Below are 22,475 nucleotides of genomic sequence, written 5' to 3' on the forward strand. Positions count from 1 at the left end.
CCGCCACTGGAGCAGAGCAACGTCGCGCAGTTCCAGGCCGACGAACGGCTCAAGCCGCTCGTCGGCGCTGGACCACGGCCTGTCGTTAAGGAAGCTGTCATCAGGTACACGCGAGCGGAGTTGGCCCAGGTAGAGAGGTCAGTGGCGTCTGCGTCCTGGATCGTGGTCGGCGAGTGCGGCGGCGACGGCTTCGGTGCTGGGCTGGACATAGATGCCGAGGGAGCGCAGGTTCCGGTGGCCGGACAGAGCCATGAGCATGGAGGATGACCAGCCGTCCTCGCCCAGGTGAGTCAGCCGGGAGTGGCGCAGCTGATGGAGGGTGTAGCCGGCACCGGTTGGATCGACGTTCTTGGTGGTCTGTTTGAACAGGTACTCGGCACGCTCATAAGACAGGCGGGCGCGTCCGGTGAGCGGGCACAAGTCGACGGCCGCCGGAGTGCGGGCCGGACCGGGCCGCCGGTCGGTGAGGAAGACCGGCCCGCTGGTGCGGCCGGTGAGCAGGCGGGGCAGCAGCCGGGCGGTGCCGGACTGCCACAGGATCCATTCGGTGGCGCCGCCCTTGCGGCGTACGCGGCCGCGTTTGGCCTCGGGCACGACGTCGGCAACGTCCAGACCGAGCGCCTCCACCGAGCGGGCCGCGCTCTCATACAGCAGCCGGAAGAGGGTCTTGTCACGCAGCGGTAGGTCCTGGCGCTGCCATAGGGCCTCGATCAGGTGCCGGTCGATGACCTTGGTGGCGTCGGCGTTCTCCCGGCGCCGTTCGATCAGCACGGCCAGATCGGTCGTACTCCACCGCGCGGCGGCCCAGGTGGTGAAGGAGCGCAAAGCGGAGCGGTGGCGGTTCCAGGTGCGGGCGGCTGCCTCTGACCACGCCGTGGTGAAGACCGCCGCCACCTGCTCGGCCGCCAGGTCGCTCAGCAGGACGCCGTCGCCGAGCTCGGCGCGCAGGCGCGTGAGCGTCTGGCGGTAGGAGCGCAGAGTATCGGCGTCCAGGTCGCGGCGGTTCAGGAACGCGGTGGTGGCATCGGCCAATGTCGGGCCGCCCGTGAGCGGCAGAATCCTGGTCATCGTCAGGGCATGGCCGGGGTCCGCGTCACCTCGCCGCTGCTCGTCTGGTCGCTCATGCTCCCGCCTGCTCGTCACCCAGGCCGATGTGGAAGTTCGGCGCGATCCGCTTCATGGGCTTGCCCATCACCATGCTGACGATACCGGCATCGTCACTGGACATCGCGGCCCGGATCGACATGCCGCCGAGCGAGTCGGCGACCCGCTCCAGGTCTTCGACGCTGTACTCGTCGGTGCGCCAGCCGAGCGAGTGCATGTGCCCGGCGAGCAGGCGCAGTTTGCCCGCAGTCTCGAAGGCGTGCTGAGCGAGCTCGCCGGCGGCGCGCTGTTGATCGGGGCTGGGGCCTGGTGCCGGTTCGGGAATCACGGTATCTCCTTATATGACAGAGAACGTGCAGGCTTCGACCCTAGAGGTGGGCGGCGGAACCGCTGGTAGGAATGAGGGAAGGATCTTGTATGTGACAGGGAATGGTCACTTCCCTGTCACATCACGGGGACTCGGGTTGAGCGTCGGCTTGCTCGTCGGGTCCGATCTTGTCGGCTACGACGAGTCTCCAAGTGGGATCGCCAGGAGGTAGGTCCGGGGCCTTGGCCCATGCACCCCACCTGGGTCGCGGGATCACCTCATCGTTGGCAAGGGGACGTTCACGCCAGCCTTCAGGCCACCGACGGGTATCACCCCAGCCCGTGTTGAAGTCGGCCAATGCTCGCGCCCCGCGGAGGGTGACCCCGCCCCCGAACTTGGCGTCGCGAAGAAAGAGCATGCCAGCAAAGGTGGCTCCCTCGAAGACCGCCTCAGCCTTACCGAAGTCGGTGTTGATGAAGATGGCGCGCAGTCCGAACCAGGTCCCGTAGAAATGACCTGCCCCGCCTTCGAAGCGGGCGTTTCTGAACACGGCGTGACCGTCGAAGCTGGCGTGCGCGAAGTTGGCTACTCCAACGAACAACGCACCGGTGAAATCAGCATCGTTCACTCTCCCTTGGAAGCAGAAGTCGATCAAAGTCGCGTCGCTGAGGTTGAGCGAGATGCCGGGCCAGTAGGCAGGATCTGGAGGCATGGTCTGCCGCGGCCATTCGGTGGTCGTCTCAATCGTGAAGATATGCGTGGCCAACATGGATTGTGCGGTCAGCCGGACCAGACGCTCCTGCTTCCAGCGCGCTACCTCGGCTGCGTGTTCAGCGGCTTTGGCAGCGCGGTCTGACGTCGAGAGCCGTTTCAGGTCTTGATCCGCAGGGGCTGGAGGCTGCTGCGCGTTGAAGGGCATGCGCAAGTACGAGCAGATCACATTGACGACGGATTGCTGGTGGGCAGGATTGCCCTGCGCCAAGCGTTCCAGGGCATACAGCCCACCCAACCGGACGGGGGCATTCTCGTTGCCGAGCTGGTCGACCGCCTTGATGTACAGATCAGTAACGCGACGCTCGGCCGCATCGTGTTCTGTGGCAGTGGCGACCCGCTCGGCGTGGGCCTGAGTTTGTCGGTTTACTTCTTCGCGATGGGCCTGATCCCGTTCACTGAGCCATTGGCGACGCATGGCCAGCAGAAGGGCAACTGCTCCGCCAGTGCCGGCGCCGACGCTAAGCCCGGTCCTGATCGCTTCCATCCGGGCGGTCGCCTCAGCAGGACCCCGCAGCCCCTGGGTCTGAGCGAGTAACCACCAGGTGGATCCCCAAGTCGCCAGACCGACGGCCACGATCCCGAAGACAACCCACCACCACGAAATTGGTCGAAATGGTCGGCGGCGTTCGCTCAACCCTTGCCTCCCTCACTTGCTTGTACGGATAGGTCCAGCCGCCGATCGGGCCGAAGCTGTACGGTCCCGTACGGCGTCATGTTGGTGTGGAACAGCGGGGTCAGGCCGCGCCGGTCGACGTCGGTCAGCACTTCGGCCCAGGCGGGCTCGGCGACGGTGTCTTGGATCATGAGGGTGTTGATGTAGGCGAGGCTGCTCTGCAAGATCATCAAGCAGAGCATGCCGAGCTCCTGCTCTTCGCGGCGGTTGGAGGCCAGCTCACCGCGCTTGCCGAACCGGATGTAGTCGTTGACGCCGTTGTAGTTCTCCACCACGTTGAGTCCGGACTCGGTCTCGTGCTGAAGATCGCGATCTCGTAGCCAGCGAGCCAGAAAGATGGTGCGCTGAGCGCAGCCGACCTCATACATCGCCGAGTAGGCGGGGTGGGTGGTCTCGCCGGTGAAGCGGCGCAGCAGAGCCTCGGTGGAGGCGGTGCCCTGCCGGATCGCGGTCGCGTATTTGATCATCAGGTCGTAGTTGTTCTCGATGACCTCGGGACGGATCGGACGGGTCAGCGCCGGGCCGAGCATCGGGTAGGCGAACGTGTCGCTCTTGCCCGGCAGGTACAGCTTCATGATGTTGACCTGCTTGAACCGGGCGACCAGGTCGAAGTTCAAGAGCCTGGTCACGCCGAAACCGATGATCGAAGCGCCATGGGAATCGACGTAGTTGGTCTCCACGCTCATGTCCGTCTCGTGCCGCATCGCGCCCTCGACCATGGCATGCACCTCAGAAGCCGAGCAGGTCAGGTGCTGGCTGTAGATGGCCATCGACCCGCCGGTCTCGACCGTCCAGTAGATCAGCACGCCGCGCTTGGCCCTTTTGTAGCGCGAGTGGTACTCGGTGAAGATGTTCTGGTCGAAGGCGGAGAAGTGGGTGGAGTCGGAGGCGACCGCGGTCGTGCCTTCGCCCCACAGCCAGGACTGGCGGGCGGCGAAGGTGGCGTTGGCGATCGTCTTGGCCACCTGCCGTGCGCCGGCCACCGACAGGAAGCGGCGCCGGGAGTAGCGCAGGTCCTCCTCCGAATAGGGGTGCTCGCCGGAGGCGACCGAGCGGATCCCCGCGCCGGTGCCGTAGGCGTAGATCACCAGCAGCATCCGCTCCAGGAACTCGCCGGATTCCATGCCGATGCGGGTGCTGGCCGGGATCAGCGTGTCCAGGCAGCTGGTGCGCAGGGCTGTCTCGGTGAACATGTCCAGCAGCGGCACCACGCCCCACCGCTGGCGGATGGCGGCCTTGAGCTTGCGCAGGTTGCGTGGTTCGGGCAGCGGCTCCAGCGGGGTGAGCACGATCGCGCCGCCCTTCTTGCGCTCGACGATCTGCAGCCACGGCAGGCTCGGCAGCGCGTCATGCAGGGCCGACAGCTCGGCGTCCATCTCCTCGATCAGCTCGCCGGTGAACCGCTTGGCGTCCAGGGGCTTGCGGAGCTTGGCGTAGTTCTCCACGCGCCGCTCCTCATAGTCGGAGGGCAGGTCATCGTCGGGGTTGCGCCACTTGAGCGCCCCGTGCACCCAGATCTCCTTGCAGCGCAGCTTGTCACGCAGGGTCTGGAACACCCCGCACTCATACACGCTGCGCAAGATCCGCCGCCGCCCCGCCTTGTCGGTGCGATACATCAGCTCGGCCAGCTCCGCCGGGACGATCTTCTCCACCGGGACGGTCTCGCCGACGGCGTAGTACTTGGTGTGGTTGGTGCGCTCACTCTTGTACCGCTTGATCAAGGCCAGCGCGGTCATCATCGGGGCGTGCACCGTGTTGGTCGACCCGAACTCCAGCGCCTCCAGGATCTGGATCAGCCCGGTCCGGTAGTGGTTGGTGTAGGAGGCCTTGAACACCCGCTGCCGGTGCTGGCGGTAGGTGCTGCCCTTGGCCTGGTACTCGTGCCACAGCGCCACCAGCGTGTCCACCCCGCCGGGCACCACCGGGTAAATCGCCTCGCTGATGGTCTCCTGCGGTGCCTCCAGCGCGGCCTGGGTCATCTTGAACAGGATGTTCTCCTTGCCCGAGACACGCTTGAGCTCGGCGACGAACTCCTCGGTCACCCGGGTGTCGGCACGGGCGTTGATCCTCTGCACCGTGGTGATCAGCAGATCAACCAGCGCATCGATGATCTCCCGCCGGCGGCAGTACAGGTACGCCGCCAGCAACGTCACCTTGATCTCATCAGGATGCGCACGCAGATGACTGGGCGCCTCGACCGCGACCCGCGCCCGCCACGCCAGCAACACACCCGGCGCGACATCGTCGAACAGCCCCTCGGGTAGCCCGACCGCCTCGATCGCGCCGAGCTTGAACACCTCCCGTTCCATCGTCTTGACGCTGACGTTGCCGGGCTCCTCCCGGATCACCGCGAACACGTCCGCGCCCTCGGGGTCCGCCTCCTCCAGCTCTTCCTCACCCTCGTCGGTGACGGGGCCGTCAGTACGTCCCTGGTCTGCTCCCCGTTCACCGGACCCGATCTCATCGGAGTCCTCGCCATCGCCGGCGTCCTCGTCGTCGCTTCGGCCGGTGCGCGGGGCGATCAGTGTGAGCATGCGCTCGACCACGTCCGTCTCGATTCGCGAGGCGATCCGCAAGGTCAGGGTCTTCTCGGCCTGCTCCAGCGCCGAGCCGATGATCCGCTGCAGCCGGAGTTTGGACGGCGGCTCGATCTGCTCTTCCCTCAAATGGTTCAAGAGCGCCACCCGGACTCGATCAGGGCGCCGCTCGGCCTTACAGACGTCGTCGGCCAGCCACTTGGCTGCCTTCTCCGCGTCGTCTACCCCGCAGTCGCGGAAGCCGGTGAACGTGCGGATGTCGGTGCGGTGGTCCTTGCTGGTGCGCCCGTCCCACTCGTAGAACGCCAGGTCCGAGGCTGGGACCTTGACCGCCCTGGCAACGTAGTCGACCGCGTCGTCGGGTAGTTCGGCCCTGCCGCGCGGGAACCGGCCATGGAGTTGATGGAACTTGAGCATCAGCGCGAAGCCCAGTTTCGTGGGCCCTCGCCGCCCTGTCAGCAGGTTCATCTCCTCATCGAGGAGCATCCAATTCCCGACCAGCTCGTCTTCGTCGACGACACGCGCCACGTCGCATCCGGCTTTCTCGCGGGCGGGTAGCCACCTGGCCACCGCAGACAACCCCCCGAGACCGGATCAATACTGATGGTAAGCGGTCGAGCTTGTCTGAGTTTCCGCGAAAGACCTGCAAGGGAACCGAGAAGGACCTCACTGACCAGGCTCAACACGCTCGCGTGTACTTGGTGACAGCTTCCTTAACGACAGGCCTAGACCAGGTGCCGCACACCGGCGGCGTGGGCCGCGTCGGCGACGTTGCGGCCCCAGCGGACCTCGTCCTCAGCCGAGAAGCCCGCCGGGGTGCCCGGGGAGCCGACGGTGGGCTGCACGCTGAACAGGCCATAAGCGCCTTCGGCGGCGGCGATGAGTGAGGCGAGGTCGTCCATCTCGGCGCGGACGAGCTCGGCGCCCGCCTGCGCCAGCGCCCGAGCCGCTGCGGCCTTCGGATCGCGCGTCATCGCCCGTACCTGCCAGCCGTCGGCGAGCAGCTGCGCTGTCACGGCTCGGCCCTGCAAGCCGGTCGCCCCCACCACCACGATGGTCTTCACGATGTGTCTCCAGACGGTAGGCATGCGGCGGCCACCCACCTAACTGGGGTGACCCTCCGGTTCTGGATAGGTACGATCCAGTGACTGTGCACGCGACTGCAGATGCCGTTTCACGATGACTGTAGGAGTCGCTGCCTGACCGCGTCTCCGATGTCAGCTTGTTTTGACGTTAGTTGAGGGTTTGCGGCGGAAGCGGATCGACCCGTGGCTTGCGCTCGATACCGCCCCGGTGTAGTGCCGAACTCCCTCTCGAAGGCGTGGGAGAGTGCGTACGGGCTGCCGTAGCCGACTCGGCCGGCGATGGTGGCCAGGGTTTCCTTGGTGTCGCGGAGCAGGGTGGCGGCAAGGATCACGCGCCACCAGGTGAGGTACGCCATCGGAGGGCGGCCGACCAGGGTGGTGAACCGGCGCGCCAGGGTGGGACGAGAGACGCCCGCCTCTGCTGCCAGACGGTCATTGCTCCACGGCGCGGCCGGCTTGGAGTGCATCGCCCGCAGGGCGGCGGCTGCCACCGGGTCGCCCAGTGCGCGGGGCCAGGCTCCGCTGGTGGTCTCGGTCATCCAGGAGCGGATCATGTAGACGAGGAGGAGGTCGAGCAGGTTCGAAAGCACCACGCAGGAGCCGGGCCGCATCTCGTCCTGCTCCCCGGCGAGCAGGTCGATCGCGGCACGGAGTTCGAGGTGGCTGCCTACGCGGCTGGGAAGGTGGACGACCTCAGGCAGCTCTGCCATGAGCGGGTGCATGCGGCTGCAGTCGAGCCAGTACTTGCCGCAGAGCATCTCCGTCTCGTCGCGATCAGCTCCGGCTCGCGGCCCTGTCCCCACAAGCCATTGCTCGAACGGCACGGCCTTCTCCTCCGCGACCGCCGCATCGACGGGAGAATCGGCGATCACATGGCCTGCGCCATGAGGCAGCAGCACCGCGTCACCCACACCGAGAGGTATTGAGGCGCCGCCGTCGGTCAGCAGCCAGCAGTTGCCCTTCAGGACGACGTAGAAGCCCGCGCCGTCGTACGGGTCCAGCCGCGCGCACCAGTTCCCGCTCGTCCGCACCCGGTGGGACCAGGGGTGCCCGAGGTGCACGGCAGAGATCGCGTCACTCACCACATCCATCCATCCAAGATATCTCCCGCATCAAGTATGAGACGGATTCGTATTTTATTGAGCTGGATGAACATTGAGAGGATCGTTGGACCTTTCTTAAGGTCGAACACATGACGAACGAGAACGAGAGTGTGCAGAGCATGGTGCTGGGGGATGTCGAGGTCATCCGAGTCGTTGAGTGGCACGAACCGTTCCTGCCCACCTCCGGCATGTTCCCGGGAGCTGGTGCCGATGTGTGGAAGGACAACGAGGACTGGCTGGCACCGGACCACTGGGAGCCCGACAGCGACTTGGCGGTGCTTGCTCTGCAGAGCTGGGTGCTGCGCAGCGGCGGGCGGACCGTCCTGGTCGACACCGGAGCGGGCAACGGGCGCGAGCGACCGGGCATGGGGCCGTTCCACCACTCTCGGAGTGATTTCCTCGGCCTCCTGGCGAGGGCCGGTGTTCGCCCGCAGGATGTCGACGTCGTCGTGAACACTCACCTGCACGTCGATCACGTCGGCTGGAACACCGTCGACGTGGATGGGAAGTGGGTACCGACGTTCCCCAACGCCCAATACCTCATCCCGGCCGCCGACGACTTCCATTACGGTCCGGACAACGCGTACGGGAACGGCGCGCATGAGGCCGACCGCCTGATCTACGAAGACAGCATCACGCCCATCCACCAGGCCGGACAGGCCGTGCTGTGGGACGGCCTCCACCACATCGACGAACACCTCGCCCTGGAGTCCGCACCCGGCCACACTCCCGGCTCGTCCGTACTGCGACTCGCATCCGGGAGCGACCGGGCGGTCTTCGTCGGAGATCTGCTGCACAGCCCGGTGCAGATTCTCGATCCCTCCTGTAACAGCAGCGCCTGCCTGGCCCCGGAACAAGCGGCGGCCAGTCGCCGTCGGATTCTCGGGCGGGCGGCTGATGAACGAGAGCTGCTCATCCCCGCACACTTCGGTGGTGCGGGTGCCCTAGAAGTCCGACGGGACAGTGATGGGTTCGCCCTCGGTCCATGGGCGATAGCCGACCCGAAGAAGAGTGCGTCCGCCTCTGAGTGAGCCTTGGCCCCACCCCGCTCACCGCCCGCGAGCGCGAGGCTCTCAACGCCTCGGCGGACGGCGCGACCGGATCCACCTGGCTCAGCCCCTGGGAGTCCACGGGCTGAGCCAGGTGGATCCGGCATCCCACGCAAAACCTTCCGGCCTGGAGGCCGTCCCTCATGACGCACACGTTGACCGATCGGCCCGCAGCCAGAGCGAGCGGAGCCCTTGTCCCGGTGCTCGCCTTCGTGGGCATCGTGGTCTCGGCGATGCAGACCCTGCTCGTCCCGGTGATCAAAGACCTGCCGCAACTGCTGGGTACCGAGCCGGGCAACGCGACCTGGGTCATCACCTCGACCTTGCTCTCCGGCGCCGTCGCCACGCCGATCATGGGCCGCCTCGGTGACCTTCACGGCAAGCGCCGCATGCTGATCCTCAGCCTCGCGGTGATGGTCGTCGGCGCGCTCGTCAGCGCCCTCACCAGCGACCTGCTCACGATGATCGCAGGCCGAACCCTCCAGGGCTTCGCGATGAGCGCGATACCCCTCAGCATCGGCCTGATGCGCGACATACTCCCCCGCGAGAAGCTCGGCTCGGCGATGGCCCTGATGAGCTCCTCCATGGGCGTCGGCAGCAGCCTCGCCCTGCCCGCCGCGGCCGTGGTCGCCCAGCACACCGACTGGCACGCGCTCTTCTACGGCGCCGCCGGCCTAGGCGTCCTCTGCGTTGCCCTCACCCTCCTCGTCGTCCCCGAGTCCCCGACCCGCGCGCAAGGCACTTTCGACGTTCTCGGCGCGATCGGGCTATCGGCCGGGCTCGTCGTCTTCCTGCTGCCGATCACCAAGGGCACCGACTGGGGCTGGACCTCCGGCACCACCCTCGGACTGTTCGCCGCGGCGGCGGTCGTGCTCGTCCCGTGGGGCGTGATGGAACTGCGTCTCAAGGCACCGCTGGTGGACCTGCGCACCATGACTCGCCCTGCGGTGCTCTTCACGAATCTCGCCTCGATCATGGTCGGCGCCTCGTTTCTCGTCGTCTCGCTGGTCCTTCCCCAGCTGCTCCAGCTGCCGAAGGCCACCGGCTACGGCCTCGGCCAGTCAATGGTGGTCGCGGGCCTGTATATGGCACCGCTCGGCCTAACCATGATGCTCACGGCCCCCGTCTACGCCCGGCTGTCCGCGAAGTACGGCCCCAAGGTCACCCTGATCCTCGGCATGGTGATTATCGCGATCGGCTATGGCGCCGGCCTCGGCCTGATGAGCGCCCCCTGGCAGAGCCTCGTCATCACGGTGATCCTGGGCGTGGGCATCGGCCTCGCCTACTCCTCCCTCCCTGCCCTGATCGTCGGTGCGGTCCCCGCCTCGGAGACGGGCTCGGCCAACGGTCTCAACACCCTGATGCGCTCGATCGGCTCCTCGGTCTCCAGCGCCGTCATCGGCATGGTCCTCGCCAACACCGCGCACCCTGTGAACGGCGTCACCGTCCCGACCATGCACGGCTTCCGCGTTTCCTTCCTGATCGCGACGGGCGCGATGGTGATCGGCCTGCTCACGGCTCTCTTCCTGCCCCGGGCCCGCCCGCCCGGCCGGCCGCAGCACCGCGCCGGCGGCGAGGAGGATGCCAACCTGGAGCCAGCCGAAAAGGCCCCCTCCGGCGCTTCCGCGGCGGTGTCTTGGACGCCGCCGGCACCCCGGTCGCCCGCGCCAAGGTCACCCTGATCGACCGCTGCGGCAGCCAGGCCGGCACCACCCTCGAAGATTTCCACCGTCTGGCTGCGAACGGTGGCGGCGGGCCCGGCGTTCTTTTCGGTTCCTGACCAGGCTGGCTCCAGCAGTGGGAAGAGACCCGGCGCCCCGTCACCTACACCCCTGCTCTGGTCCCCACCGGCGACGGCTGAAACCTGCGGCTCTCCCGGTAGCCCTGCCGCTGCCGCTCACGCATGTTGCCCAGGGCACTTCAAGCGTCCCGGGCAACGTCGTCCAGGAGACCGGCGTCGGTCTCTCGGTGCGCGGAGGAGGCCACGACTGGGCCGGTCGCGCCCCTCCGAGACGGCGCAGTGGAGATCAACCTCGACGAGATGCGCGGTGTGCGCGTCACGCGGAACACAGTCGTGGCCGGAGGCGAAGCCGAGCCGCGGACGTCGTGGCGGCTGTCGCGCCCCACGGCATGAACGTCGCGATAGGGACAGCCGGCGTCGTTGGAATGGCCGGGCTCTCCCTTGATCCTCCGCCTGATCGATGCTTCCGTTGTGCGCGCTGACCTGCGCGCCTTCGAGTACGAAGGTGATCTCGGCCGCGGTCTGCTCGGGGTCGGCTAGCCTGGCCTCGGCGCACATGCCGACCAGTCTGCGGGTCTGGTGGGCCTTGTGCTTCTCGATCACTTGCCGTGCGGGATGGGAGCGGCCGGGCAGCTCGGTGATGGAGTTGACGAACGGGCAGCCCCGGTGCGAGATCACCGACGCCGATCGAGACCGGGTCTCCACGCACCCTATCGGCCGAGCAGGTCACGCAGAACGTTGCGAGCATCGGTCCGGGTCGCGGGATCAGCGGAGACAGGGCCCTGCCCACGGCCAGGCCCACGAACGGGGCCGACCGGAGTACGCCAGAAGGACACCGCAGGGCAGGGCGATGTACCGGATAAGGGGCCGTTATCACGTACATCGCCGACGTCACCGTGCCGTTGACCAGCAGTGGCATGAAGACGGCAGCCGCACGACTCGGGCACGTTATCCGGTACATGCTCCGAACAGCCCGGCCGGACATGGTGGCGACGACCTGCGGGGACGTAGTGGGGTCCAGCCAAGGTGAACTGGAAAGCCGCAACGCATGATCGTTAAGTGGCACAAATGATCGTTCGCTTTACACAAAGATCAACATGGCGTTCCCGCAGGTCGCCTCTGTAACGCATGCCGTGTACGCACCTATGTAACGCACACCTACCTTCGCGATACAGCAAGTCCAGCGGGAAACTTGCCTGCTGGGCCAAGCTCGACAAGGTCCTCCTCATCACGCGGGTCACAGCATTGTTGATCTTGTATTGCGGCTTTTGAGCTCACCTTGGCTGGACCCCCTGTGGCGGCTCCTGTACGACACCGCCGCCCGCGCCGAGGAAATCCTTACCCTCAACATCGAAGACCTCGACCTAGAGTTCCGCCGCGCCCGCGTCACCAGCAAGGGCGGCGCCATCGAGTACGTGCACTGGGCCACCCCCACCGCCCGCATCCTGCCCCGCCTGCTGTCCGGCCGCATTGCCGGGCCGGTGTTCCTGGCCGACCGGCGCGCCCCTGCCTCCGGATCTCGCGCGCCCGCGGCCGCCGACATCTGCCCCGTCACCCGGCGGGGCAGACTGTCCTATCCACGCGCCGAGTACCTGTTCAAGTCCGCCTCCGCCAAGCTCGACCCGCACCGCCAGGGGTGGACGTTGCATCAGCTTCGCCACAGTGCGCTGCAGCATCTCGCCCAGGCCGGGCGTACCGCCCCGGAGTTGCAGGCCAAGAGCCGCCACCAGCACCTGGCCAGCCTCGGCCGCTATGTGCGCCTGGGCGAGGAGACCTCCGCGCGCATCACCGCCGAAGCAGACCCCGCCCAACGTCGCCGCGCCCACTGAGCTGTGGCTACAGCAACCCGCGGCCCCTTTCCGGCGTATTCCGGCCGCCCCCGCGATAGCATCGCCGGCCGTTTGGTCGATGAGGTGCGCTGGGTATTGGAGTGCGCCGGATGGGTCGACCGGCTCGCCGGTGACGGGTTTCCCCCGGTGGTGAACCTGCGACCGGCCAATGACGAGGACGCTTACCACGTCGGGGTGGACCTGGCCCGCGTGGCCGCGGTGCTGCGCCGGATCGCCTACGACATCGACGAGCTGGCCCGCGCCCGCGCGGTGGCCGACTTGGACCAGGCCGCCGTAGCTGGCGACCGGCGGGCTGAGCTGCGCCGCCGCCTGGCCGAGCCGGGCCTGTCGTATGCCGACTTCAACCGCACCTACCGCGAACGGGCCCGGTCCGGAGCGCTGCGCTACCGCGCCCCGGCACCGCTCACGGAGGCCGACATCTGGCGGGCCTACCAGATCGAACTGCGCGAGCGCGGCGAGCCGCACCACGACCCTTAAGGAATCAATCCCTTCGAGCGCAGCTGACCTGCGCCGCTCCCATAGCCGCGGCCAGACGCAGACGAGTGTGCAGTTTTCTGTACACGCTGGCGCCACTGACCGTTCCACTACTCCCCGAGGGCCGCGTCCTGGCCCGTTCCCGGGCGCTGCTGAGCGACGGGCCGGTGGGCGACGGGCCGGTGGGCGACGGGCTGGCGGGCGACGGGGAGGCCAGCGACGGGGTGGCCGCGGAGGAGCTCTACCGTGAGGCGATCGAGCGGCTGGGCCGGACCGAGCTGCGCCCGGAACTCGCCCGCGCTCATCTGCTGTACGGCGAGTGGCTGCGCCGCCGGCGCCGGCGGGGCGAGGCACGGGAGCAGTTGCGCACCGCTCACGAGATGTTCGTGTCGATGGGGATGGAGGCCTTCGCCGAGCGGGCCCGCGGAGAACTGCTGGCCACGGGCGAGCGCATCGGTAAGGGCACGATCGAGGCGTCGTCCGGTGAGGAACTGACGGCCCAGGAGCGGCAGATCGCGCTGCTCGTGCGCGACGGGCTGACCAACCCGGAGATCGGCACCCGGCTCTTCCTCAGCCCGCGGACGGTCGAGTGGCACCTGCGCAAGATCTTCGCCAAGCTGTCGATCACCTCCCGCCACCAGCTCCGGGATGTCCTGCCACCCAGCGAGCACATGGCAACCCCGTAGCGAGGGCTCGACGACGTGGGCCGCCAGCCGGAGCCAGCCCTGCGGCAGTTCTGCCGTCCGGTTGGCCCCCTGCCATGGTCCGAAGCCTGATCTGCTGGCTCAGGGGCTCATCGCGGGATCGCTGTGTCCCCAGGGACTCCACCAGGGATCACCCTGGTCTTCTCGGAGCACTGGCCAGGCGAACATGGTCCTCAGCGGCGTTGAGGCCAACGACGAGAAAAGGGGGCATGACCTGTGACGAAGCGTTTCTCGCGCGGCGACGCGCCGGATGACCGCGTAGCGCTGGAGGCGTTTCCTGGCTGGGAGCGCGGGGCGGCGGGCGCATGCACGGCGCTGTGGGGTGTCTTCGTGCCTTCGGGGGCGGCGAAGACCCTCCGGTTCGCGGGCGGGCAGTGGTGCCCGGGGCACCGCGACGAGGCGGAACGAATTTACATGATGTATCAAGTAATATGAGGGGGTCGCTCCGATGCCGGTGCCAAGGCCGGCGCGCGAAGCGCGACGTATCGGGTCCAGACCAAGGAGTCAGGCATGAAGGTTCTTGTGACCGGCGCCTCCGGGACGGTGGGTGGCCGGGTGGTGCGCCGCCTGGCCGAGGAGAAGGTTGCGGTACGGGCGGTGACCCGCCGCCAGGACAGTGCCGCTGCGCTCCGCGCTCAGCAGCTGGCCGGTGTGGAGGTGGCCAGCGCCGATCTGCGCGATGGCGTCGCCGTATCGGCGCTGTTGGAGGATGTCGGCGCGGTCTTTCTCGTCGTGGCCAACGTCGCTGATCAGCTGACCCAGGAGCAGTCGGTGATCCGGGCCGCGGCCAAGGCGGGGGTGCGGCGGGTGGTCAAGCTGAGCGTGGCGGGCGCCTCCCCGGACGCGCCGCTGGCCCTGGCCCGGGTGCACCATGCCGCCGAGCAGGAGCTCGCCGCGGCCGGGGTGGCCTCCACCGTGCTGCGGCCGGCGTTCTTCATGGAGAACCTGCTGCAGTTCACCGGCTGGATCGAGCCGTCCGGGCGGCTGGCGCTGCCGCTGGGAGAGGGCGCCATGCCCATGATCGACTCCCGGGACATCGCCGACGTGGCCGCGGTCGAGCTCAAGGACTCCTCGCCCGGTAACCGTGACCTGGTGCTGACCGGCCCGGAGGATCTCACCGCCGCCGCGGCGCTGTCGCGGATCGGCGAGGCGGTGGGACGTCCGCTGTATTACGCCGACAGCACGCGCGAGGAGTTCCTGCGCCGTTACCTGGCCGAGGGTCATGCGCCTGACTACGCCGATGACATCGCCGAACTGTATGACGGCATTCTGCGCCACGGTTACGGCGCGGGCACCACCGACACCGTGCGGGAGGTGACCGGGCATCGGCCGCGCACCATCACCGACTTCGCGCGCGAGCACGCCGCGGCTTTCACCCGATAGCCGCGCACCCACGGACCGGGTCCGATGCCGGCGCCACCCAGGCGCCCACCACCGGCAACCGCCAGCACGCCGGCCCGCGATCAGGTCATGCGAGCGCCGGCCCTGCGCCGGGGTGGTTCAGTCCAGCGCATCCAGGTGATTGATCACCTGCTGGGTGATCTCGGCCAGCAGCGTGATCTGCCCGAGGGTGAGCGGGGCGAAGAACAGCCGGCGGACGTCCTGGACGTGACGCGGGGCCGCCGCTTCGATGGCCGCGCGGCCGGTGGGGGTGACCACGACGTAGGAGCGGCGCCGGTCCTCGGCGCACTCCTGACGCATCACCAGATCGCGCTTGGCCATCCGGCTGAGCTGATGCGACAGACGGCTCAGCTCCCACGCCAGGACGTCGGCCAACTCGCTGACGGACAGCCGGCCGTCCGGGATCCGGGTCAGTTCGGCCAGCACCGTATAGTCGGCGCCGGACAGGCCGTATTCCGCCTGCATCGTGCGGCTGGTGCGGCTGACCAGGAGATCGTTCATCCGCAGCAGGCCCCGCCATGCCTGCAGCTCCACGGGCGTCAGCCAGCCCGAACCTTCACTCATCGACCCATCCACCCCTCCAAGAGCTTGACATGTCAAGTATGTTCTCTCAAGGGGGAGTTCGCACCCTTTTTCTGAGAAGTGCCTTGTGTCGTTCGGTGCTCATCTCGCACGCCGACCACGCGGCCACCAAGACTTCCCCTCCGGCGGCATCACCGCCCGCGAGCCCATCCGTGGACCAGGCGCCCCGCCGGAGCGGCAGAGACAACCCCCCAACGAACATCAACCAAGGAGAAAATCATGGCCGGAAACCCTCGTGACATCGCGCTGGAGCCCGCTGCGCAGGCGTTCGCGGATGCGACCTCGCAGCCGCCGTTTCTGTATCAGCTGACGCCGCAGGACGGCCGCAACGCCGTTGACCAGGTGCAGAATGAGGAGATCTACAAGCCGGAGATCGACGAGGAGTGGGTCGAGGTCACCGGTGGGCCGACCGGGACGGTGAAGGTCCGCATCGTGCGCCCGGCGGGTTCGGCCGGGCAGAGGCTGCCGGTCATCCTCTACATCCACGGGGCCGGCTGGGTGTTCGGCAACGCCCACACCCACGACCGGCTGGTGCGTGACCTGGCCGTGGGAGCCGGCGCGGCGGTGGTCTTCCCTGAGTACGACCGCTCCCCCGACGTCGGCTACCCGGTGGCCATCGAGCAGAGCTACGCGGTGGCCCAGTGGGTGACCGCCGAGGGCGCCTCCAACGATCTGGACGGCACGCGGATGGCCGTGTCCGGCGACTCCGTCGGCGGCAACATGGCCATCGCGCTGACGCTGCTGGCCAAGAGCCGTGGCGACGTGCGCTTCATCAAGCAGGTGGAGTTCTACCCGGTCACCGACGCCGCGTTCGACACCGCGTCCTACCACGAGTTCGCCGAGGGCTACTTCCTGGGCCGTGAGGGCATGAAGTGGTTCTGGGACCAGTACACCACCAGCCAGTCCGAGCGGGCCGAGATCACCGCCTCGCCGCTGCGCGCGAGCGTGGAGGACCTCGCCGGGCTGCCGCCGGCGCTGATCATCACCGCTGAGGCCGATGTGCTGCGCGATGAGGGTGAGGCGTTCGCGGCCAAGCTGCGCCGAGCCGGCGTGCCGGCCACGAACGCGCGCTTCGGCGGCATCGTGCACGACTTCGTCATGGTCAACGCCCTGCACGACACCGAGGCCGCCAAGCACGCGGTGCTGCTCGCGGTCGCCAGCCTCAAGCAGGCGTTCGCCGCCGCCGCCACCAACGGCTGACGGCCACGGCCCGATGATCACGGCCCGATGGGCATGAGGGGCCGCGCCGGGAGGTCGCGACGCCCGCGACCTCCCGGCGCGTCTCATGCCGGCCGTCCGTCCGGTGGGCGCGGGACGCCCACCTTCGGCCCCCCTTCTGAAGCAGGAGAAAGGAATGAGTATGACCGAGGAGCATAAGCGGGAAAGGCTCCGCGAGATCGACGTGGACCTCGCCCATCTGCGCGGGGACCTCATCCCGCCGCCCGGCGATGCCCACGACTACATCGACTCCGCCCAAGACCTCAACGCCCGCGAGGAGCTCGGCGGCATGATCGAGACACTCGAGAGCGAGCGCGAACGTCTGCGTGCGCAACTGGGGCTGTCCGAAGCCTGATCGTCCCCCGGCACCCGTGCCACCAGGAGCGATGCTAGGCCCCTGCTGTAACCCGGAGGCGGCTGCCCGCACCTGCGGCTCACCGTCTCCGCGCGGACAGATCCCGCGGACAGAGTCTCCGACCACACAGCATGCCGAACGGCGACGTGCGGGTCGTCGACAACGCCGACGCGCCGGCAGATATGAGGCCTACGTCGACGATGAGCTGGCCGGCATCGCCGAAGACATCCGCACCCACCACCTCATCGCCTGATCCGTGGGGTTCCTGCCCATCCCTGCGGGGCGTCGAACGGATCAGGGATGCAGTCTGATCAAGCCGGAGCCGTGCCCAACGGCGGCATCGGCAGCAACTCGAAGGAGCAAGACATGTCGGGCAAGTTCACGGGACGCTGCGAGTGCGGCGCCATCACCTACGAGTTCAGCAACGCACCCGATTTCGTCGCGAACTGCTATTGCAAGGACTGTCAGAGATCGTCCGGCGGCATCATGGCGACCTACTTCAGCGTCACCCAGGACGACTTCAAGCTCCTCAGTGGCAGCCCGCGTTCCTATCCCTATGTGGCCGACAGTGGGAACACGCTGGAACGCAACTTCTGCCCTGATTGCGGTGCCCGGGTCTTCACCAACAAGCTTTCGGGATTCCCGGGCCAGGTGTTCGTGATGCTCGGCAGCCTCGACGACCCGGAAAGCGTCAAGCCGCCGATCATGGAGATCTTCACGGCGCGCCGCATCTCCTGGACCCCAGCGCTCGACGTAGCGCAGCATCGCGCCCGTCCCGACGCAGACCCGCAGTCCACCGAGGGGCGGATGCCGGGGGGCTGTGGCTGACGATCTTCGGCCGGACGTGGAGATCTCGGTCTGATCATGGTCAACGCGCTGCACGACACCTAAGCCGCCAAGCACGCCGTCCTGCTCGCGGTCGGCCGCCTCAAGCAGGCGTTCGCCGCAGCGGCCGGCAGCTGAGGGTCACCACCTACGGTCACTGCGTGATGCCCCCGGCAGGTCGCCGTCTGGCGGCCCCAGTGCGGCTGGTGACCGAGAGGCTGCCGGTACGCACGGCTTCTGGCCGCCGTGGGCCTCAAGCGCCCTGGCGCCCGGCACCCCGCGTCATGGGCGGCCTGCTCCCGCATCGGCCGCCCTGGCGGCCTGCTACTGATCACCACAAGCCCCCTTGGAAGGACAAGCATGAGCGAGTCTCGATCGGACCCGTTGCGGGTCGTCGACAACGCCGAGGCCAGCCGGTACGAGGCCTACGTCGACGGCCAGCTGGCCGGCATCGCGGAATACATCCGCACCCACAACCTCATCGCCTTCGTCCACACCGAAGTGGACAAGGCGTATGAGGGGCAAGGCATCGGCGGAGCACTGGCCCGTACGTCGCTGGACGCCGCCCGGGCGGCCGGCTCTCCGGTGCTCGCCGTCTGCCCGTTCTACACCGCCTGGATCGCCCGCCACCCGGAGTACGCGCCGCTGCTCTACACCAGCCGCAGCCGGGTGAGCGACTGATGAGCGTGCCGACCGGCCGGCGCCGGGCCGGCCTTTCCCGCCCGGAGCAGACGATCACGAGGCGTCATCACGCCTGGGGCGGGTGCGGCTGAGGCATGGACACACCCCTGCTTCAGATCCGCGACCTCACCAAGTCCTTCGCCGCGGCGCCCAATCAGGCGGCCAGGCCGGTGCTGCGCGGCATCTGTCTCGATGTCGGCCGGGGCGAGTTCCTGGCCATCGTCGGCCCGAGCGGCTCAGGCAAGTCCACCCTGCTCTACTGCATGTCCGGCCTGGAGCCGCCCACCACGGGCACGGTGCGGCTGCTCGGGCAGGACCTGGCCCGGCTCGACCGGCGGGCCCAAGCACGGCTGCGCCGCGACCACGTCGGCTTCATCTTCCAGTCCTACAACCTCATCCCCTCCCTGACCGCCCGCCAGAACGTGGGGCTGCCGGCCCGCCTGGCCCGCCGCAAGGCCGCCGATGACAGCGTCACCGCCGCCCTGGCCGCGGTCGGCCTGGCTGATCACGCCCAGGACAAGCCGGCGACGCTGTCGGGGGGCCAGCAGCAGCGGGTGGCGATCGCCCGGGTGCTGGCGATGCGCCCGGACCTCCTGTTCGCCGACGAGCCGACCGGAGCGCTGGACACCGAAGCCGGCGCGCAGGTGCTCACCCTGCTGCGCGGCACCGCCGAGGAGGGCTGCTCGGTGGTGATGGTGACGCACGACCTGCAGGCGGCCGGCCCGCTGGTGCACCGCGCCCGGCAGGAGCGGTGGGCCGGCCCCGTCCGGGCCGTCAGCCTCGACCTGGCCGACCTCGGCTCGGTCCGCCGGCTGGCCGGCGACTGGGATGGCCCGCTGCACGCCCTGATCGCCAACGCGGGCATCATGGCCCTGCCCGAGCTCACCCGCTCCGAGCAGGGCTGGGAGATGCAACTGGCGACCAACTACCTCGGCCACTTCGCGCTGGCCGCCGCGCTGCGCCCGGCGCTGCGCGAGGCTGGCGCGGCACGGATCGTGGCGGTCAGCTCGGCCGCACACCGGCGCTACCCGTTCGACTTCGACGACCCGCACTTCGAGCGCACCCCCTACGAGCGGTGGGTCGCCTACGGCCGCTCCAAGGCCGCCGACGTGCTGATGGCCGTCGGCATCGCCGACCGGTGGGCCGCTGACGGCATCACCGCCAACGCGGTGATGCCCGGCTGGATCACCACCGGCCTGCAACGCCATCTGGACCTGCCCACCCTGCAGGCCATGGGCGGCGCCGACGAACACGGCAACCGGATCGAGCAGCCGTTCTTCAAGACCGCCGAGCAGGGCGCCGCCACCAGCGTCCTGCTGGCCGCCTCTCCGCTGCTGGACGGGGTCACCGGCCGCTACTTCGAAGACAACCAGCAGGCACCGGTCACCCAGGACGGCTCCGGAGAGGGTGTCGCGGCGCACGCCATCGACCCCGACAACGCCGCCCGCCTGTGGAAACTCGCGGAGGCCACGCTGGGACCCATCGACGGCACGTGATCTCATCCCGCGGCCCGGCATCCACCCGCGCCCGGGGTTCGCGCCTGCTCCACACGGGCCGTGGTAGGTGCCCCGTCCCCGAGGTCACCGCCTCCAACGCGCTCATGCCCGGTGGTCGCTCGCGCCGCACGCCATCGGCACTTGCTCGGCGGGCCGGGCCATCAAGGCGAGCGCCGGCTCCCCGGCGACGGCCTGGATCGGCGCCGGGCCGCCCGCGGCCCTATCCATCCATTACCTGCCCCCGGCATTGTCCGCCCCCTGCGGGCATAACAGACGAGCGGGGAAAAGCGCTGGTCCACGATGCCAGAGGTGCGCGCGACAACTCGTGCGAGGCGAGGCGTTGCGCCTTCCCGGCCGGCCACGCTGCCGCCCTCTCGAAAGCGAAAACGACAACCGTAGGAGTTGACCACCATGAAGATCGGAATCTTGGGTGCGGGTGCCATCGGCACAGCGGTCGCCACACGCCTGCTCGCCGGCGGGCATCAGGTCGTGCTGAGCAACAGCCGCGGCCCGCACACGTTGGCCGACACCGTGCGCGAGCTAGGCCCCGGCGCCTCGGCCGCCGACCGGCAGGAGGCGGCGCGATCCGAGCTCGTCGTGCTCGCCGTTCCCGGGGACCGGACCGCCGAGGCGCTCGCCGACCTACCGGACTGGCAAGGACGCGTACTCGTGGACGCGACCAACGACTACCGCACACCTGCGCCCGGCGCGGGCGAGCCCACCTCGAGCGAAGCGGTCGCTCAGCAAGCCCCCGGCGCCCGGGTGATCAAAGCGTTCAACCACCTGTTCGCGGCGACGCTTCGGGCCGATCCGCGGCGGCCGGAAGGAAACCGCGTGCTGTTCGTCTCCGGCGACGACCAGGAAGCCAAGGCGATGTTCACCACCCTGCTGACCGGCCTCGGCTTCGCACCGATCGATCTCGGCGCTCTCGCCGGGGGCGGCAGGCTGCACCAGGTCCCGCAAGGGCCGCTGGTCGGACAGGACCTGCTGCGGCTGACCGACAACCGAGCACAGTGAAGCGCCTGCCCAGCGGGCCGAACACCACGACCCGCCTGACGGCCAAGCCCCGTGCGCAACGCCCCCGACGACGATCCGGCGGCGCCTGCCCACGATCTGGCCAGCATGGATGCATGGCCCACCTGCCCGGATCGCTGTCCTGATCGCCGCCACGAGCCGCGTGCGTGCGCGCCGTGCAGACGACGCACCACACCACTGATGAAGGAGAAACCATGGACGGCATCGACCCCAACGTGCCACCCAGCGGCACCGGCTGCGCCGACTGCGAAGCGTCGAACCCGCAGGGCTGGTGGTTCCACCTGCGGCGCTGCGCCCAATGCGGCCACATCGGCTGCTGCGACTCCTCGCCCAGCCAGCACGCCAGCGCGCACGCCGCCACCACCGGACACCGGATCGCCACCAGCTTCGAACCCGGCGAGGACTGGTTCTGGGACTACCGCGAGCAAGTGATGTACGAGGCCGGTCCCGCACTCGCCGCACCCACCCACCGCCCGGTGGAACAGCAGGCACCCGGCCCGGCCGGCCGGGTACCCGCCGACTGGGTCACCCGCCTGCACCGACGGTGAGCAGGCCCCGTCCGCCGGCGAGCTCGGGCACCACCGCCCGGCACGCCGGAGATTTTCTAACGATCAGTTCATCATGGAGTAATCAGTGAATCTCGAACTGCAGGACAAGGTCGCCATCATCACCGGCGCAAGCAAAGGCATCGGCCTGGCCACCGCGACAGCGCTGCTCGGCGAAGGCGCACACGTGGTGGCCAGCAGCCGCCAGAGCACACCTGAGCTCGACGCCTTGGCAGCACGCGGCGCCAGCCTGGTCCTGGCCGACATCACCGACGCCGACACCCCGCAGCGGCTCGTCCATACCGCACTGGCGACGTACGGGCACCTGGATGTGCTGGTCAACAACGTCGGCTTCGGCGGTGTCCGGTCGAGCTTCCTCGACATCGACGACCCCGAATGGAGGCGGATGTTCGACGTGACATTCTTCAGCGCCGTGCGCACCAGCAGGGCAGCCCTGCCCTCGCTCCTGGAGACGGGCGGGACGATCGTCAACGTCACCAGTATCAACGCCCGCCTGCCGGCCCCGATGGTGGTCGACTACTCCACGGCCAAGGCCGCGGTGGCCAACCTGACCAAGTCCCTATCGGAGGAATTCGCGCCGCGCGGCGTGCGGGTCAACGCCGTGGCTCCCGGTCCCGTGCGAACCCCGTTCTGGACCGCTCCCGACACGGGCTTCGCCCACGCCGTCGCCGCCGGCGCCGGGGTCAGCGCCCAGCAGGCGCTCGACGAGGTCGTGCCGCAAAGCATGGGCATCAGCACCGGCCGGATCACCGAGCCCGGCGAAGTCGCCGACCTGGTGCTGTTCCTCGCCTCCGCCCGCTCCGCCAACACCACCGGCGCCGAGTTCATCCTGGACGGCGGCCAGGTCAAGACCCTATAACCGACCGGGACGCCAACGGCGATCACGGACGTAAGGTCATCTGCCCGCCCGCCCTG

At 68.5% G+C, this 22,475-nt stretch carries 23 protein-coding genes; 15 read left to right on the plus strand and 8 right to left on the minus strand.

Annotated features, from left to right (window positions below; all coding sequences use genetic code 11):
• Positions 1-138 precede the first annotated feature (138 nt).
• The 6 genes from ACTMTF_RS45005 to ACTMTF_RS45030 form a co-directional block, all read right to left on the minus strand.
• Positions 139-1,068 carry a tyrosine-type recombinase/integrase gene (locus tag ACTMTF_RS45005; protein ID WP_441116226.1) on the minus strand — a complete coding sequence of 310 codons (930 nt, stop codon included), beginning with the start codon at positions 1,066-1,068 and terminating at the stop codon, positions 139-141.
• Between the two features lie 52 nt (positions 1,069-1,120).
• A complete protein-coding gene (locus ACTMTF_RS45010) occupies positions 1,121-1,432 on the minus strand; it encodes a hypothetical protein (RefSeq protein ID WP_441116227.1) in 312 nt (103 codons plus the stop codon).
• 121 nt (positions 1,433-1,553) lie between these two features.
• Complete coding sequence (locus tag ACTMTF_RS45015) at positions 1,554-2,669, minus strand: pentapeptide repeat-containing protein (RefSeq protein ID WP_441116228.1); 1,116 nt, start codon at positions 2,667-2,669, stop codon at positions 1,554-1,556.
• A 146-nt stretch (positions 2,670-2,815) separates the two neighbouring features.
• Complete coding sequence (locus ACTMTF_RS45020) at positions 2,816-5,923, minus strand: Tn3 family transposase (protein WP_441116229.1); 3,108 nt, start codon at positions 5,921-5,923, stop codon at positions 2,816-2,818.
• A 197-nt stretch (positions 5,924-6,120) separates the two neighbouring features.
• Complete coding sequence (locus ACTMTF_RS45025) at positions 6,121-6,459, minus strand: NmrA family NAD(P)-binding protein (RefSeq protein WP_441116230.1); 339 nt, start codon at positions 6,457-6,459, stop codon at positions 6,121-6,123.
• Between the two features lie 110 nt (positions 6,460-6,569).
• Positions 6,570-7,571 (minus strand): cupin domain-containing protein, encoded by a 1,002-nt coding sequence (locus ACTMTF_RS45030; protein ID WP_441116231.1) that lies wholly within the window; start codon positions 7,569-7,571, stop codon positions 6,570-6,572.
• Positions 7,572-7,672: 101 nt separating this feature from the next.
• On the opposite strand from ACTMTF_RS45030, the gene ACTMTF_RS45035 reads away from it, so the two are divergent.
• The 7 genes from ACTMTF_RS45035 to ACTMTF_RS45065 all read left to right on the plus strand — a co-directional run bounded on the left by ACTMTF_RS45035 (position 7,673) and on the right by ACTMTF_RS45065 (position 14,784).
• Positions 7,673-8,614: an MBL fold metallo-hydrolase gene (locus tag ACTMTF_RS45035; protein WP_441116232.1), complete on the plus strand. Its 942-nt coding sequence runs from the start codon at positions 7,673-7,675 to the stop codon at positions 8,612-8,614.
• 161 nt (positions 8,615-8,775) lie between these two features.
• Positions 8,776-10,314, plus strand: coding sequence for an MFS transporter (locus tag ACTMTF_RS45040; RefSeq protein ID WP_441116233.1), 1,539 nt, complete (start codon positions 8,776-8,778; stop codon positions 10,312-10,314).
• Between the two features lie 1,327 nt (positions 10,315-11,641).
• Positions 11,642-12,202 (plus strand): tyrosine-type recombinase/integrase, encoded by a 561-nt coding sequence (locus ACTMTF_RS45045; RefSeq protein WP_441116234.1) that lies wholly within the window; start codon positions 11,642-11,644, stop codon positions 12,200-12,202.
• Positions 12,203-12,286: 84 nt separating this feature from the next.
• Positions 12,287-12,700: a hypothetical protein gene (locus ACTMTF_RS45050; protein ID WP_441116235.1), complete on the plus strand. Its 414-nt coding sequence runs from the start codon at positions 12,287-12,289 to the stop codon at positions 12,698-12,700.
• Between the two features lie 65 nt (positions 12,701-12,765).
• Positions 12,766-13,383 carry a helix-turn-helix transcriptional regulator gene (locus tag ACTMTF_RS45055; RefSeq protein WP_441116236.1) on the plus strand — a complete coding sequence of 206 codons (618 nt, stop codon included), beginning with the start codon at positions 12,766-12,768 and terminating at the stop codon, positions 13,381-13,383.
• Between the two features lie 234 nt (positions 13,384-13,617).
• Positions 13,618-13,836, plus strand: a complete 219-nt coding sequence (locus tag ACTMTF_RS45060; RefSeq protein ID WP_441116237.1) for a hypothetical protein — start codon at positions 13,618-13,620, stop codon at positions 13,834-13,836.
• Positions 13,837-13,911: 75 nt separating this feature from the next.
• Positions 13,912-14,784: an NmrA family NAD(P)-binding protein gene (locus ACTMTF_RS45065; RefSeq protein ID WP_441116238.1), complete on the plus strand. Its 873-nt coding sequence runs from the start codon at positions 13,912-13,914 to the stop codon at positions 14,782-14,784.
• A gap of 117 nt (positions 14,785-14,901) precedes the next feature.
• Here the strand turns inward: ACTMTF_RS45065 and ACTMTF_RS45070 are convergent, their stop codons facing one another.
• Positions 14,902-15,366, minus strand: coding sequence for a MarR family winged helix-turn-helix transcriptional regulator (locus ACTMTF_RS45070; RefSeq protein WP_441116239.1), 465 nt, complete (start codon positions 15,364-15,366; stop codon positions 14,902-14,904).
• A 237-nt stretch (positions 15,367-15,603) separates the two neighbouring features.
• Here ACTMTF_RS45070 and ACTMTF_RS45075 point away from each other — a divergent pair, with 237 nt between their 5' ends.
• The 5 genes from ACTMTF_RS45075 to ACTMTF_RS45095 all read left to right on the plus strand — a co-directional run bounded on the left by ACTMTF_RS45075 (position 15,604) and on the right by ACTMTF_RS45095 (position 19,959).
• Positions 15,604-16,584 carry an alpha/beta hydrolase gene (locus tag ACTMTF_RS45075; protein WP_441116240.1) on the plus strand — a complete coding sequence of 327 codons (981 nt, stop codon included), beginning with the start codon at positions 15,604-15,606 and terminating at the stop codon, positions 16,582-16,584.
• Between the two features lie 160 nt (positions 16,585-16,744).
• Entirely contained in the window at positions 16,745-16,957 is a 213-nt protein-coding gene (locus ACTMTF_RS45080) for a hypothetical protein (protein ID WP_441116241.1), read from the plus strand.
• A 366-nt stretch (positions 16,958-17,323) separates the two neighbouring features.
• Positions 17,324-17,785 (plus strand): GFA family protein, encoded by a 462-nt coding sequence (locus ACTMTF_RS45085; protein WP_441116242.1) that lies wholly within the window; start codon positions 17,324-17,326, stop codon positions 17,783-17,785.
• A gap of 357 nt (positions 17,786-18,142) precedes the next feature.
• Positions 18,143-18,463, plus strand: a complete 321-nt coding sequence (locus ACTMTF_RS45090; RefSeq protein ID WP_441116243.1) for a GNAT family N-acetyltransferase — start codon at positions 18,143-18,145, stop codon at positions 18,461-18,463.
• A gap of 95 nt (positions 18,464-18,558) precedes the next feature.
• The gene (locus ACTMTF_RS45095) at positions 18,559-19,959 is read left to right on the plus strand and encodes an SDR family NAD(P)-dependent oxidoreductase (protein WP_441116244.1); all 1,401 of its coding nucleotides are present in this window, start codon (positions 18,559-18,561) and stop codon (positions 19,957-19,959) included.
• Between the two features lie 102 nt (positions 19,960-20,061).
• Here the strand turns inward: ACTMTF_RS45095 and ACTMTF_RS45100 are convergent, their stop codons facing one another.
• Entirely contained in the window at positions 20,062-20,187 is a 126-nt protein-coding gene (locus ACTMTF_RS45100; protein WP_441116245.1) for a hypothetical protein, read from the minus strand.
• A gap of 183 nt (positions 20,188-20,370) precedes the next feature.
• On the opposite strand from ACTMTF_RS45100, the gene ACTMTF_RS45105 reads away from it, so the two are divergent.
• The 3 genes from ACTMTF_RS45105 to ACTMTF_RS45115 all read left to right on the plus strand — a co-directional run bounded on the left by ACTMTF_RS45105 (position 20,371) and on the right by ACTMTF_RS45115 (position 22,419).
• A complete protein-coding gene (locus tag ACTMTF_RS45105) occupies positions 20,371-20,976 on the plus strand; it encodes an NADPH-dependent F420 reductase (RefSeq protein WP_441116246.1) in 606 nt (201 codons plus the stop codon).
• A gap of 212 nt (positions 20,977-21,188) precedes the next feature.
• Positions 21,189-21,542: a UBP-type zinc finger domain-containing protein gene (locus ACTMTF_RS45110; RefSeq protein ID WP_441116247.1), complete on the plus strand. Its 354-nt coding sequence runs from the start codon at positions 21,189-21,191 to the stop codon at positions 21,540-21,542.
• A gap of 85 nt (positions 21,543-21,627) precedes the next feature.
• The gene (locus tag ACTMTF_RS45115) at positions 21,628-22,419 is read left to right on the plus strand and encodes an SDR family NAD(P)-dependent oxidoreductase (protein ID WP_441116248.1); all 792 of its coding nucleotides are present in this window, start codon (positions 21,628-21,630) and stop codon (positions 22,417-22,419) included.
• Positions 22,420-22,475 lie beyond the last annotated feature (56 nt).

The sequence above is a fragment of the Nonomuraea sp. ZG12 genome, assembly GCF_052068115.1.
GTDB lineage: Bacteria > Actinomycetota > Actinomycetes > Streptosporangiales > Streptosporangiaceae > Nonomuraea.